The sequence below is a fragment of the Mycobacterium sp. NGS54 genome (assembly GCF_059812465.1).
Genome location: NZ_JCALCS010000007.1, coordinates 314,112 through 328,126 on the forward strand (window position 1 = coordinate 314,112; position 14,015 = coordinate 328,126).

The following is a 14,015-nucleotide window of genomic DNA, read 5'->3' on the forward strand; positions in this document are numbered from 1 at the left end:
AGAGTGGTGGCATGCGTCTGCTGCGGTGACCGGACCGCCCGCATGAAACCCCAAGGAGAGCATTCCGACCGTGGCTGCCCAGAAGAAGAAGGCACAAGACGAATACGGCGCGTCAGCGATCACCGTGCTCGAAGGGCTCGAGGCCGTCCGCAAACGCCCCGGCATGTACATCGGGTCCACCGGTGAGCGGGGTCTGCACCACCTCATCTGGGAGGTGGTCGACAACTCGGTGGACGAGGCGATGGCCGGTTACGCCACCAAGGTCGATGTGCGGCTCCTGGATGACGGCAGCGTGGAGGTCACCGACGACGGGCGCGGCATTCCGGTGGCGATGCACGCCACCGGCGCCCCCACCGTCGACGTGGTGATGACCCAGCTGCACGCCGGCGGCAAGTTCGGCGGCGAGAACAGCGGCTATACCGTCAGCGGTGGGCTGCACGGTGTCGGTGTGTCGGTGGTCAACGCGCTGTCCACCCGGCTGGAAGTCAACATCAAACGCGACGGGCACGAGTGGTTCCAGTACTACGACCGCGCGGTGCCCGGCACCCTCAAACAGGGCGAGGCCACCAAGAAAACGGGAACCACCATCAGGTTCTGGGCGGACCCGGACATCTTCGAAACCCTCGAGTACGACTTCGAGACCGTCGCGCGCCGCCTGCAGGAGATGGCGTTCCTGAACAAGGGTCTGACGATCAACCTCACCGACGAGCGGGTGGAGCAGGACGAGGTCGTCGACGAGGTGGTCAGCGATACGGCCGACGCGCCCAAGTCGGCGCAAGAGAAGGCGGCCGAATCGACCGCGCCGCACAAGGTCAAGCACCGCACCTTCCACTACCCCGGCGGCCTGGTCGACTTCGTCAAACACATCAACCGCACGAAAAGCCCGATCCAGCAGAGCGTCATTGACTTCGACGGCAAGGGCGCCGGCCACGAGGTCGAAATCGCCATGCAGTGGAACGGCGGCTACTCGGAGTCGGTGCACACGTTCGCCAACACGATCAACACCCACGAGGGCGGCACCCACGAGGAGGGCTTCCGAAGCGCGTTGACGTCGGTGGTGAACAAATACGCCAAAGACAAGAAGCTGCTGAAGGAAAAGGACGCCAACCTCACCGGCGACGACATCCGGGAAGGCCTGGCGGCGGTCATTTCCGTCAAGGTCGCCGAACCGCAGTTCGAGGGCCAGACCAAGACCAAGTTGGGCAACACCGAGGTCAAGTCGTTCGTGCAGAAGGTGTGCAACGAACAGCTGACGCACTGGTTCGAGGCGAATCCCTCTGAAGCGAAAACCGTTGTCAACAAAGCGGTGTCGTCGGCGCAGGCCCGCATCGCGGCCCGTAAAGCGCGGGAACTGGTGCGTCGCAAGAGCGCCACCGATCTCGGCGGGCTGCCCGGCAAGCTCGCCGACTGCCGCTCCACCGACCCGCGCAAGTCCGAACTGTATGTGGTGGAGGGAGATTCGGCCGGCGGCTCGGCCAAGAGCGGCAGGGACTCGATGTTCCAGGCCATCCTTCCGCTGCGCGGCAAGATCATCAACGTCGAGAAGGCGCGCATCGACCGGGTGCTGAAAAACACCGAGGTTCAGGCGATCATCACCGCGCTTGGCACCGGCATCCACGACGAGTTCGACATCACCAAGCTGCGTTATCACAAGATCGTGTTGATGGCCGACGCCGACGTTGACGGCCAACACATTTCGACGCTGCTGTTGACGTTGTTGTTCCGATTCATGCGGCCGCTGATCGAGAACGGCCACGTGTTTTTGGCACAGCCGCCGCTGTACAAGTTGAAGTGGCAGCGCAGCGATCCCGAATTCGCTTACTCCGACCGCGAGCGCGACGGCCTGCTCGAGGCCGGGCTGAAGGCCGGCAAGAAGATCAACAAGGAAGACGGCATTCAGCGCTACAAGGGTCTGGGTGAGATGGACGCCAAGGAGTTGTGGGAAACCACGATGGACCCAAACGTGCGGGTACTGCGCCAGATCACCCTCGATGACGCCGCGGCCGCCGACGAATTGTTCTCCATCCTGATGGGCGAGGACGTCGACGCGCGCCGGAGTTTCATCACCCGCAACGCCAAAGACGTTCGCTTCCTTGATGTCTGATTCGATTTCGCACGATCTAACCCGAGGATCACATGACTGACACCACGCTGCCACCCGGTGGCGAAGCCGGCGACCGGATCGAACCCGTCGACATTCAGCAGGAGATGCAGCGCAGCTATATCGACTACGCGATGAGCGTTATCGTGGGCCGCGCACTACCGGAAGTGCGCGACGGCCTCAAGCCGGTGCACCGCCGAGTGCTGTACGCGATGTTCGATTCCGGGTTTCGGCCGGACCGCGGACACGCGAAATCCGCACGCTCCGTTGCCGAGACGATGGGCAACTATCACCCGCACGGCGACTCGTCGATCTACGACACCCTGGTGCGGATGGCGCAGCCGTGGTCGCTGCGGTATCCGTTGGTCGACGGACAGGGCAACTTCGGTTCGCCGGGCAACGATCCGCCGGCCGCGATGCGCTATTGTCTTACCGGCAATTCGTTGGTGCGCTTGCCATTTGGGCGATCGGTGCGAATCGGCGATGTCGTTCCAGGCGCCTGGCCGGATTCGGACAACGCGGTCGAGCTAAAGGTCCTTGATCGCCACGGCAACCCTGTGCTGGCCGACCGGCTGTTCCACTCCGGCGACCATCAGACCTACACCGTGCGCACGGCCGAGGGCTATGAAGTCACCGGGACTTCAAACCACCCATTGCTGTGCCTGGTTGATGTCGCGGGTGTGCCCACGCTGCTCTGGAAGCTAATAGAAGAGATCCGGCCCGCCGACCACGTCGTTCTGCAGCGGACGCCGCCGGTGGAGTTGGGGCCGGCGGAGTGGCATGACGTGATGGAAGCGCTTTTGTTGGGCGCGTTCATCAGCGAGGGTTTCGTCTCCGAGAGACGCGCCGGATTCAACAACTGCGACCGGGACTACTTCAACATGGTCGTCGGCGCCTATGACGCGGTTGTCGGAGGCCGGCGCTACGTATCGTCGCGGGCGATCGCGTCCGGCTCGGTACTGCACGAGCTCGACATACAGAATCTGACGGAGCTGAAGAAGACACGGCTCGGGGGCCTGGGTGGGCAGCGGTCGGCCGCGAAAGCGATCCCTGACTGGTTGTGGCAATCCCCGGCGGCGGTTAAGCGGGCGTTTCTGCAAGCGCTCTTCGAGGGCGACGGCTCCTGTTCTGAGCTGCCGCGCAACACGATTCAGATCTCGTACTCCAGCCGCAGCGAGCGATTGGCGGGCGATGTGCAGCAGATGCTGCTGGAATTCGGCATCGTCTCCAAGCGCTACCGGTTTGCGGTTGGCGAGCACAAGGTCGTAATCACCAATCGCGCTCAGGCCGAAATGTTTGCAGCGCAAGTGGGTTTCGGTGGTGCCAAGCAAACCAAGCTGACGACCATCCTGAAAGCCATGCCAGCTTGCGCTGGCATGGACGCAGACCACGTCCCAGGGTTGGCCACATTTATTCGCAAGCACTGCGGTAGCCGCTGGGTCGACAAAGATTGGTTGAACCGCCACAACATCGACCGGCTATCGCGGTGGCGTCGCGACGGGGACCAGATCCTGTCCCGCATCGCCGACCCCGACGTCCGTGCCATCGCAACCGAGCTCACTGACGGCCGGTTCTACTTCGCCAAAGTCGCCTCCGTGACCGAGGCGGGCATCCAGCCGGTGTACAGCCTGCGCGTTGACACCGATGACCACGCCTTCCTCACGAATGGTTTCATCAGCCACAACACCGAAGCGCGGCTGACCCCGCTCGCGATGGAGATGCTGCGCGAAATCGACGAGGAGACAGTCGATTTCATCCCCAACTACGACGGCCGGGTGCAGGAACCGACCGTGCTGCCGAGCCGGTTCCCCAACCTGCTGGCCAACGGGTCGGGTGGCATCGCGGTCGGCATGGCGACCAACATCCCGCCGCACAACCTGCGGGAGCTCGCCGAAGCCGTCTACTGGTGCCTGGACAACCACGAGGCGGACGAGGAAGCGACCCTGGCCGCAGTCCGGGAGCGGGTCAAGGGTCCCGACTTCCCCACCCACGGTCTGATCGTCGGCTCCCAGGGCATCCACGACGCGTACACCACCGGTCGCGGATCGATCCGGATGCGCGGAGTCATTGAGATAGAAGAAGATTCGCGCGGCCGCACGTCGATCGTCATCACCGAGTTGCCGTATCAGGTCAACCACGACAACTTCATCACGTCGATCGCAGAGCAGGTCCGCGACGGCCGGCTCACCGGCATCGCCAACATTGAGGACCAATCCAGCGACCGCGTCGGCCTGCGCATCGTGGTCGAGATCAAGCGCGACGCGGTGGCCAAGGTGGTGCTGAACAACCTCTACAAGCACACCCAACTGCAGACCAGCTTCGGCGCCAACATGTTGTCCATCGTCGACGGGGTGCCGCGCACGCTGCGCCTCGACCAGATGATCCGTTATTACGTTGCGCACCAACTCGACGTCATCGTCCGGCGCACCACCTACCGGCTGCGCAAGGCCAACGAACGCGCCCACATCCTGCGCGGCTTGGTCAAGGCGCTCGACGCGCTCGACGAGGTGATCGCCTTGATCCGGGCGTCGGAGACCGTCGACATCGCCCGGGCCGGCTTGATCGAGCTGCTCGACATCGACGACATCCAGGCCCAGGCCATCCTCGACATGCAGCTGCGACGCCTGGCAGCCCTGGAGCGCCAGCGCATCGTCGACGACCTGGCCAAGATCGAGGCCGAGATCGCCGACCTGGAAGACATCCTGGCCAAGCCGGAGCGGCAGCGCGGGATCGTGCACGACGAGCTCGCCGAGATCGTCGACAAGCACGGCGACGACCGTCGCACCCGGATCATCGCGGCCGACGGTGACGTCAACGACGAGGACCTGATCGCCCGCGAAGACGTTGTCGTCACCATCACTGAGACGGGATACGCCAAGCGCACCAAGACCGACCTCTACCGCAGCCAAAAGCGCGGCGGCAAGGGCGTGCAGGGCGCCGGGCTGAAGCAGGACGACATCGTCGCGCACTTCTTCGTGTCCTCGACCCACGACTGGATCCTGTTCTTCACCACGCAGGGCCGGGTGTATCGGGCCAAGGCCTACGAACTCCCCGAAGCCTCCCGCACGGCGCGCGGTCAGCACGTGGCCAACCTGCTGGCCTTCCAGCCGGAGGAGCGCATCGCGCAGGTCATCCAGATCCGCAGCTACGAGGACGCGCCGTACCTGGTGCTGGCCACGCGCAACGGCCTGGTGAAGAAGACGAAGCTGACCGACTTCGACTCCAACCGTTCGGGCGGAATCGTGGCCGTCAACCTGCGTGACGGCGACGAGCTGGTCGGCGCGGTGCTGTGTTCGTCCGAGGACGACCTGCTGCTGGTGTCGGCCAACGGGCAGTCCATCCGGTTCTCGGCGACCGACGAGGCCCTGCGCCCGATGGGCCGCGCCACCTCGGGCGTGCAGGGCATGCGGTTCAACGCCGACGATTACCTGTTGTCGCTGAACGTGGTCCGCGAAGGCACCTACCTCCTCGTCGCCACGTCCGGCGGTTACGCCAAACGCACCGCGATCGAGGAGTACCCGGTGCAGGGCCGCGGCGGCAAGGGCGTCCTCACGGTGATGTACGACCGTCGGCGCGGCAGGTTGGTCGGCGCGCTGATCGTCGACGAGGACAGCGAGCTCTACGCGATCACCTCCGGAGGGGGCGTGATCCGCACGGCGGCACGCCAGGTCCGCAAGGCGGGACGGCAGACCAAGGGCGTCCGGCTGATGAACCTGGGCGAGGACAACACGCTGTTGGCCATCGCGCGCAACGCCGAGGAAGCCGCCGACGAGGTCGTCGGGGACGCCGACGAGGGCGAGGACGCGCAGAGCTAGGCAGGTAACGATGCGGGCAAGCGGGGGTCCGCCTGAGCGCCCGGCCAACTAGACTCGGCCCGACGGGCGATGCGGACCCAGCGGAGGTCCTCTCAACGGGCCGGGGTCGAGCCGGGCAATAGACTCGGCGCGACCAGACATAATGCGACTGCCACCGCAGAAGATCTAAGGAGTCGGGGTGACCTCACCGAACGAGCCGGGCGCCCCCAAACAGGGCGACGGCCTGAATGGGGACGGCGCGGCCGAGCGTGCCGGTGTGCACCGCGCGGCGCCGGCGCAGACCGGCCGGGCGCCTGACGCCGGTGAGTCGCCACCACGGCCGCGCGCCGCCCGGCCATCCGCCCCGACGCATCGCGAGCCCGAATCGCACGCCGAGCCGCGGCCGGCCGCGGCTCCCACCAGCGCCGATGCCCGGCTCAACCGCTTCATTTCCGGCGGGTCCGCGCCCGGGGCCGGCGCGGCCCCGCGTGGGAAGCCATACGAATTCGACCCCGCGCCGCCACGCGGCGACGGGCCGCCCGCCGAGGCCTACGCCAGCGAGTTGCCCGATCTGTCCGGGCCCCTTCCACGATCGCCGCAGCGCAAGCCCGCCCCGGCGCGCAGCGCCGAGACGCCGAGCCCCGCCGTTTCGGCCAGGTCCACGAATGCGGACGCCAACGAAGGCCGCGAAAACCGGGTCCAGGTGTCGCGGCGAACCCGCGGTCCCGTTCGTGCCAGCATGCAGATCCGGCGGATCGATCCCTGGAGCACGCTGAAGGTGTCCCTGCTGCTCTCGGTCGCGCTGTTCTTCGTGTGGATGATCGCGGTGGCGTTCCTGTACCTCGTGCTCGGCGGCATGGGCGTGTGGGCCAAGCTGAACAGCAACGTCGGCGACCTGTTGAACAACACCAGCGGCAGCAGCGGCGAATTGGTATCCAGCGGCACGATCTTCGGCGGCGCGGTGCTGATCGGCTTGGTCAACATCGTCCTGCTGACCGCGATGGCCACCATCGCCGCGTTCGTCTACAACCTGGCCACTGATCTGATCGGCGGCATCGAAGTCACACTGGCGGACCGCGACTAGTGGGCCGACACCATCGGACTAGTGCCGATCACGCGGTTTTGGGGGTCCGGCGACGATTGCGGTAATCTCGTCGCTCGGCCGTACGCGAGTGCGGGCCTGTAGCTCAGGCGGTTAGAGCGCTTCGCTGATAACGAAGAGGTCGGAGGTTCGAGTCCTCCCAGGCCCACAACCATGTGCCCGTCCAGACGTTGCGTAAGGCTTGCATTGCCACTGGCACTGGCCGCTGTAGCGGCGGCGGTGGTGCGGTCACGACGCGGGGTCGAGGTCTGGCACGTGGCGGTGGCTGATCCTGCCGATCAACCACCCAGCCACGATGAGGGGCCTTAGCTCAGTTGGTAGAGCACCGCCTTTGCAAGGCGGGTGTCAGGGGTTCGATTCCCCTAGGCTCCACAGATCAGGTGTATGACCTCGGCTGATGCTTGACATATTGCCTTCGGGTGATGCCTGACAGTGTTTCGGCTGATGCTTGACAGTTACTTCGGCTGATCCTTGACACTCCTTCGATGAGGGAGTTGAGCGTGGCCGAGCAGAGGTATCAGGCCGTGTTGGCGGTGATCAGTGACGGGTTGTCGATTTCGCTGGTCGCCGAAAAGGTGGGAGTGTCGCGTCAAACGCTGCACTCGTGGTTGGCCCGCTATGAGGCCGAGGGCCTCGAGGGGTTGGCGGATCGGTCGCATCGGCCGGTGTCGTGTCCGCATCAGATGCCGGCGGCGGTGGAGGCCGAGCTGTTGGAGCTGCGCCGGTCGCGACCGTATTGGGGGCCGCGGCGGCTGGTATTCGAGCTGGATAAGCGCGGAGTAGTGCCGGTGCCCTCGGAGTCGGCGGCCTATCGGGCCTTGCTGCGGGCGGGCATGATCGACCCGAGTGTGCGGGATCGGCGCGCGCGCAAGTGGAAACGCTGGGAGCGCGGCGCGCCGATGGAGTTGTGGCAGATGGATGTCGTGGGCGGGTTTCCGCTGGCCGATGGAACGAGCGCGAAGGCGTTAACCGGGATTGATGACCATTCCCGGTTCTGTGTGTCGGCGAAGTTGATGGCGCGCGAACGCACGCGCGCGGTCTGCGACGGGCTGCGGGGGGCGTTGGCGGCCTATGGAAGCCCGGAGCAGCTGCTCACCGACAACGGCAAAGTGTTCACCGGCCGATTTTCTCACCCACCGGTCGAGGTGCTCTTTGATGCGATTTGTCGCGAGCACGGTATCGAGCATCTGCTGACCCAACCCAGAAGCCCGACCACAACCGGCAAGATCGAGCGGTTTCACCGCAGCCTGCGCGCTGAATTCCTCAGCGCTGGTAAGCCTTTCACCAGCCTCGCGACTGCCCAGCGGGCATTGGATGAATGGGTCGACTACTACAACAACACCCGTCCGCACCAATCGCTGGACATGGCAACGCCCGCCGAACGATTCACCGTGAGCGCGCCGCTTAGACCCGCTTCGGCGGCGATGGCCCCGCGCGAGGATCGCACCGGTGATAACTGGGTCAGCCGCCGTGTGACGACCAACGGGGTGGTCAGCGTGGCCTGGCAACAGGTCTGCGTCGGCGCCCACCATGCCGGATCACGCTGCGACGTTCACGTCGACGGTGAGCTGCTGCGCTTTTTCATCGGCGACGATCTGGTCAAGACCGCCGCGCGAACCAGCCGCGGCGAGGTAAGAAACAAGCGGGCCTTCCGCACCCGCGAACAGGCCTAACCACTAACCCAGAGTGTCAAGGATCAACTGAAACAGAAACGTCAACCATCAACCGACTCTGAACACTCCACAGATCAGGCGTCTTGCCGCGATCACCCGGCCGCCGGTGCGTCTGTCTTACGCTACGGCGATTGTCCGGAATTTCCAGTCGACTCGTAGGTGCGTGGATACGCTTTGCGTATGCCGGGGGGCTCGACGATCTAGCTGACGCGGCCGCCTACCGGAGCATAGCGCTGATCGGAGGTGCGGAATGTCGTTTGTCATCGCAATTCCTGACGAGATTGCTTCAGCCGCAACGGATTTTGCAAAAATCGGCACCACAGTCAGCGCGGCCAATGCGGCCGCATCTACCTCGACCGCAGAGGTACTGTCGGCCGGTGCCGATGAGGTGTCGGCCGCGATTGCGTCGCTGTTTGGCGAGTACGGGCAGGCCTATCAGGCCGTCGGTGCCCGGGCGGCGGCGTTGCATGAGCAGTTGGTGCAGGCATTGGGCGTGAGCGCGGCCGCGTATGCCGGCAGCGAGGCGGCCAACGTGTCGCCATTACAGACCACCGCGCAGGACCTGCTCGACGTGATCAACACCCCCACCGAATTGCTGCTGCAGCGACCGCTGATCGGCAATGGCACCAACGGGGCGCCCGGGACGGGACAGAACGGCGGCGCCGGCGGCATCCTGTGGGGCAATGGCGGCAACGGTGGGTCTGGCGCCGGGGGCCAAAACGGCGGCACCGGCGGGGCCGCGGGCCTCTTCGGCAACGGCGGTGTGGGTGGCGCCGGCGGGACGGTCAACGTGGCGGGCGGCACCGGCGGCACCGGGGGCGCGGGCGGCACCGGTGGCCTGCTTTACGGCAATGGCGGCGCGGGTGGGATCGGTGGGGTAAACGAATTTATCAACGGCAATGCCGGCAACGGCGGCGTTGGCGGTAACGCGATCGGATTGTTCGGCGCCGGTGGCAGCGGAGGGGCCGGCGGTATATCCAACGATGGCGTTAACCCCGGTGGGGTCGCTGGTAGCGGCGGTAGCGGCGGCCACGGTGGCCTGCTCTTCGGGGCGGGTGGCGACGGCGGCGACGCCGGATTCGGCCGGGTTGGCAACGTGGGCGGGTCAGGCGGAGCCGGTGGAATGCTGTGGGGCGATGGCGGCGACGGTGGTGATGGCTCCCTGGGTCTTGCCGGAGGCGACGGCGGCAACGCCGGGGTGATCGGAAACGGCGGTGCCGGAGGAACGGGCGGCGGCCTCTTTAGCGCGGCGGGAAGCGGTGGCCCCGGCGGTGCAGGGGGCAGCGGTGGGCTCCTTGCCGGCAACGGCGGTCACGGTGGCACCGGCGGGCAGGCGATATTCGGCACTCCTGGCGCTGGGGGTGCGGGCGGCAACGCGGTGGGGCTGTTCGGCAACGGCGGGGACGGCGGCGAAGGCGGCGCGGCGGGTACATTCCCCGGCGGTCCCGGCGGTGCCGGCGGCAGCGGCGGGATCATCTTGGGAGCGGCGGGAACCGACGGAGCGACCGGGGCGCATTTATAGGGCGGCAAGAGCCCTGCCTAGAGGTCCGCACCTTCGGCCAAGTAGATGACTCGGTACCAGCGCCTCGGCGGCGTTGCCCGCATGTCGTAGTCCTCGGTGGCAAGCAAGGATTCCAAGCGCACGTCGGTCAGATGCGGATTCGCCACGCGGACATGGTCTTCGAGCGCCGCCTCCAGCGCATCGCCACTGAGGGTCGCGTCCGCGAGCGCCCTGCCCTCATACCTGGTCCAAGTCACGCCCTACATCCTCTCCGGAGCCGAGGAAGCGTTGCACCAGGGCGCGTTCGGCGGCCGGGTCTTTGACGGGCCAGCACCACAGCGCCAGGAAGACGCGAATCAGCCCCAACGCGGCCAGCGGGTCGTCGTTGTCGGGCCCCAGCATTTCGGCTGCGAGGCCGGTGACGGTGGGTGAGTTGACGACCCATTCGCTGACGGGGTTCGCATGGATCGACTGCATGAGCTGGGCCAGCGGATCCGACCGCAGCCGTTGTAGCGCGATGATCGTGGCGGTCACGACGCGGTCGGGGCCCCGAAGATCCTTGACGGCTTCCCGCGTGGCGTCGACGATGCGGGCGGCTTGGATGGCGACGACGGCATCGCGGATGGCCGTCTTGCCCCCGGCGTGCCGGTAGATCGTCGCTGGCGAGCAATGCACTTTGGCCGCCAAGGCTTCGATCGTGAAGCCCTCGTATCCCTTGCGCGAGATGAGATCGGCGGCCGCGGCGAAAATCCGTTCGGTGGCCGCACCGCGGCGATCGCGTCCCACCAACCAGTCGTCGCGCGCCATCCACCCATGCTCCAACACATCGCGGCCCGCAGAAATACTTCTCTCATAGTGAGAATTTTCCATGCAGATTTCTCAGACTAATGCGCTGCTGGCGGAGGGTGGGCGCGGTCAGCCCCGGCCGGCGCCGGGCGCAGGCGCCCCTCAACATCGTCCTGGCCCGTTGACTGCGCAGGTCGGCGCGTCGAGCCTTAACGTGTGCCCGTCCTGGACAAACCGATCGAGCTCCTCGGCGCCGAGGCCCTGCAAGATCCGTATTCGCTGTATGAGCGCATGCGTGGCGAAGCTCCGGTGCAGCGCATCGGCGAGTCCGTCTTCTACGCCGTATGCGGCTGGGACGCGGTGCAGGAGGCGGTCGAGCGCGTGGACGACTTCTCGTCAAACCTCACCGCCACCCTGGTTTTCCAGGAGGACGGCACCGTTACCCCGTTCGACATGGGGCCGGCAGGAGGCGCCGCCCACGCGCTGGCCACCGCCGATGATCCGGTGCACGCGGCGCATCGCAAGATCCTGTTGCCGCATTTGTCGGCCAAGCGGGTGCGCATCATCGAGGAGTTCGCCGCCGCCACCGCCGACCGATTGTGGGAGCAGAGCCTCGACAACGGCCAGATCGAATGGATGAGCGCCATCGCGAACCGGCTGCCGATGATGGTGGTCGCCCGGCTGCTGGGCTTGCCGGAGGACGACGTCGACAAACTCATTCGACTCGGCTACGCCACCACCACGCTGCTCGACGGGATCGTCACCTCCGAACAACTCGAAGGGGCGTTCGCGGCTGCGCTGGAACTGTCCGGGTATGTCACGGAACATTTCGAAAAGGCCAGCGACAGCGGTGAATTCGGCCTGATCGCCGACCTGGCGGCGCGCTGCGCGTCAGGCGAACTCGACCAATTACCGGCAATGGGCATCATGATGACGCTCTTCAGCGCCGCCGGAGAATCGACGGCGTCGCTGCTGGGCAGCGCCGCGTGGATTCTCGCCGATCGTCCCGCGATCCAGCGGCGGCTCCGCGAAAAGCCGGAACTGCTAAGCGCTTTCATCGAGGAGACGTTGCGCCTCGAGTCGCCGTTCCGCGGCCATTACCGGCACGTGTGGCGCGACACCACGCTGGCCGGGGTCGAGGTACCGGCCGATTCCCATTTGCTGCTGATGTGGGGAGCGGCCAACCGCGACCCGGCGCACTTCGACGCGCCGAACGAATTCCGCCTCGATCGCGCCGGCGCCAAGGGCCACCTGGCATTCGGCAAGGGCGTGCACTTTTGCGTGGGCGCCGCACTGGCCCGCCTCGAAGCCCAGATCGTCTTGCGCAAACTGTTGGAGCGCACCGACTGGATCGACGCGATCGACGTCGGCGACTGGCTGCCCAGCATCCTGGTCCGGCGCCGCAAAAGCCTGCGGTTGGCCGTCAGCTGATTACGGACGCGGCTGCACGTCGACGCTCGGCGGCAGGGGCGACGGCTCCTCGGCGGCACGCATCGAGCGCCGCACGACGCTGAACGCGACCGCGCCGCCGGCCACGACTACGACGGCGGCCCCGGCGATCACCCAAGGCCGCGGCCTGCGGCGCCGGGCTCGGCGCGCCTCCTGCAGCGCCTGGGGTAACCCGGAGACCACCTCCTGCGCGGCGGCCAACTCCTGCACGAGTGTCTCTTGGGCCGCGGCGATTTCGCGCGCGAGCCGACCCTCGCGGTAACGGCGACGAAGACCCGAAGCGGTCGACTGCGCGCCGTGGACACTCAGCCCGACGACACCCCGGGTGACATCGACCGGTCCCACCGCCGAGTAGGTCAGCCCGCGGGCCAATCGCTCCCGCGGGGTCAGCCGGGTTTCCGTCTTCGCGCTCATCTGCCGCCCTTCTGTCCGCTGGTGCGCCCGGCCCTATATGTGCGCACCCGGGCTCGGTACCGGGTGCGTGCGAGGCCGCGCGTAATGGCAGACTCTAGCCCCGTGACTAACAGCCCCATTCAGACCGCCACCGCAACGCTGCACACCAACCGCGGAGACATCAAGGTTGCCCTGTTCGGAAACCACGCGCCCAAGACCGTCGCCAACTTCGTCGGCCTGGCGCAGGGCACCAAGGAGTACTCCACCCAGAACGCCTCGGGTGGCCCGTCGGGCCCGTTTTACGACGGCGCGGTCTTTCACAGGGTGATCAGGGGCTTCATGATCCAGGGCGGCGACCCGACCGGTACCGGACGCGGCGGTCCGGGCTACAAGTTCGCCGACGAGTTCCACCCCGAGCTGCAGTTCGACAAGCCATACCTGTTGGCGATGGCGAACGCGGGCCCGGGCACCAACGGATCGCAATTCTTCATCACCGTCGCCCAGACGCCGCACTTGAACCGGCGCCACACGATCTTCGGCGAAGTGACCGACCCCGATTCGCAAAAGGTGGTCGACGCGATCGCGACGACCGCCACCGACGGCAACGACCGCCCGACCGAGGCCGTCGTCATCGAGTCGATAACGATCTCCTAAGGGCAGCGCCCGCTCAGCGCCGACTACCACCCGCGTAGCCGGCGTCCGTCAGCGCGTCGAGCACCTTCAACGGGTCGGTCCCGAGGTCCCAGCGGTTCAAGATCACCAGTCCGCCGTTGACCGTTTCGACCTCGAGCAGCCGCACGGTGCGCGCGTGACGGCGGAACTCGGTGATCCGGATGATCTTGATGTCGGAGTGCCGCAATACCTGCGTCCGGAACCAGCCGCGCAGCGCCAGGCCGGCCGGGGTAATTGCCAGCTTCGGGCGCGCATGCCACGTCATGCCCGCAAACAAGATCAACCCCGCCGCGGCAATCCCGGTCAGAATGCGGCCGGGCGGGTCTGTGACTAGGGTCACACAAGCGGTAGCCATCAAAACCCCGACGGCCCCGCAACCTGCGATTCCGGCCGCGGGCGGCGCCCATTCTGTTTGCTGCATGGGCCGCCTAACCCCTCCCACCACTGCCAACGCGCTTATCCACAAGCGCTATCAACAGTGGGGATAAATCACACGCGTGTGATTGGTTGCTCTCGACGTTGCTGAGCCAGTTACAGAAACACC

Annotated in this window: 11 protein-coding genes and 2 tRNA genes; 9 read left to right on the forward strand and 4 right to left on the reverse strand. The window is 66.2% G+C overall.

Annotated features, from left to right (window positions below):
- Positions 1-70: 70 nt before the first annotated feature.
- The 7 genes from gyrB (at position 71) to AC5Y5E_RS23690 (ending at position 10,192) form a co-directional block, all read left to right on the forward strand.
- Positions 71-2,104: a DNA topoisomerase (ATP-hydrolyzing) subunit B gene (gyrB, locus tag AC5Y5E_RS23660; RefSeq protein WP_499905450.1), complete on the forward strand. Its 2,034-nt coding sequence runs from the start codon at positions 71-73 to the stop codon at positions 2,102-2,104.
- A 32-nt stretch (positions 2,105-2,136) separates the two neighbouring features.
- Positions 2,137-5,916: an intein-containing DNA gyrase subunit A gene (gyrA, locus tag AC5Y5E_RS23665; RefSeq protein WP_499905452.1), complete on the forward strand. Its 3,780-nt coding sequence runs from the start codon at positions 2,137-2,139 to the stop codon at positions 5,914-5,916.
- A 178-nt stretch (positions 5,917-6,094) separates the two neighbouring features.
- Positions 6,095-6,979 carry a DUF3566 domain-containing protein gene (locus AC5Y5E_RS23670; RefSeq protein ID WP_499905453.1) on the forward strand — a complete coding sequence of 295 codons (885 nt, stop codon included), beginning with the start codon at positions 6,095-6,097 and terminating at the stop codon, positions 6,977-6,979.
- Positions 6,980-7,071: 92 nt separating this feature from the next.
- A tRNA-Ile gene (locus AC5Y5E_RS23675) sits at positions 7,072-7,145 on the forward strand.
- A gap of 151 nt (positions 7,146-7,296) precedes the next feature.
- Positions 7,297-7,369 (forward strand) — tRNA-Ala (locus AC5Y5E_RS23680).
- A gap of 113 nt (positions 7,370-7,482) precedes the next feature.
- Positions 7,483-8,670 carry an IS481 family transposase gene (locus AC5Y5E_RS23685; protein WP_499905454.1) on the forward strand — a complete coding sequence of 396 codons (1,188 nt, stop codon included), beginning with the start codon at positions 7,483-7,485 and terminating at the stop codon, positions 8,668-8,670.
- A gap of 250 nt (positions 8,671-8,920) precedes the next feature.
- Positions 8,921-10,192 carry a PE family protein gene (locus tag AC5Y5E_RS23690; protein WP_499905456.1) on the forward strand — a complete coding sequence of 424 codons (1,272 nt, stop codon included), beginning with the start codon at positions 8,921-8,923 and terminating at the stop codon, positions 10,190-10,192.
- A gap of 17 nt (positions 10,193-10,209) precedes the next feature.
- Here the strand turns inward: AC5Y5E_RS23690 and AC5Y5E_RS23695 are convergent, their stop codons facing one another.
- The gene (locus AC5Y5E_RS23695) at positions 10,210-10,428 is read right to left on the reverse strand and encodes a hypothetical protein (RefSeq protein WP_499905457.1); all 219 of its coding nucleotides are present in this window, start codon (positions 10,426-10,428) and stop codon (positions 10,210-10,212) included.
- Positions 10,409-10,978: a TetR/AcrR family transcriptional regulator gene (locus tag AC5Y5E_RS23700; protein WP_499905458.1), complete on the reverse strand. Its 570-nt coding sequence runs from the start codon at positions 10,976-10,978 to the stop codon at positions 10,409-10,411. The genes AC5Y5E_RS23695 and AC5Y5E_RS23700 overlap by 20 nt, the downstream gene beginning before the upstream one ends.
- A gap of 195 nt (positions 10,979-11,173) precedes the next feature.
- On the opposite strand from AC5Y5E_RS23700, the gene AC5Y5E_RS23705 reads away from it, so the two are divergent.
- A complete protein-coding gene (locus AC5Y5E_RS23705) occupies positions 11,174-12,388 on the forward strand; it encodes a cytochrome P450 (protein WP_499905460.1) in 1,215 nt (404 codons plus the stop codon).
- Here AC5Y5E_RS23705 and cwsA read toward each other — a convergent pair whose 3' ends face one another.
- A complete protein-coding gene (cwsA, locus tag AC5Y5E_RS23710) occupies positions 12,389-12,820 on the reverse strand; it encodes a cell wall synthesis protein CwsA (RefSeq protein ID WP_499905462.1) in 432 nt (143 codons plus the stop codon).
- 84 nt (positions 12,821-12,904) lie between these two features.
- On the opposite strand from cwsA, the gene AC5Y5E_RS23715 reads away from it, so the two are divergent.
- The gene (locus AC5Y5E_RS23715) at positions 12,905-13,453 is read left to right on the forward strand and encodes a peptidylprolyl isomerase (RefSeq protein WP_066941158.1); all 549 of its coding nucleotides are present in this window, start codon (positions 12,905-12,907) and stop codon (positions 13,451-13,453) included.
- A gap of 13 nt (positions 13,454-13,466) precedes the next feature.
- Here the strand turns inward: AC5Y5E_RS23715 and AC5Y5E_RS23720 are convergent, their stop codons facing one another.
- A complete protein-coding gene (locus AC5Y5E_RS23720; protein ID WP_499905463.1) occupies positions 13,467-13,892 on the reverse strand; it encodes a PH domain-containing protein in 426 nt (141 codons plus the stop codon).
- Between the last annotated feature and the right edge of the window lie 123 nt (positions 13,893-14,015).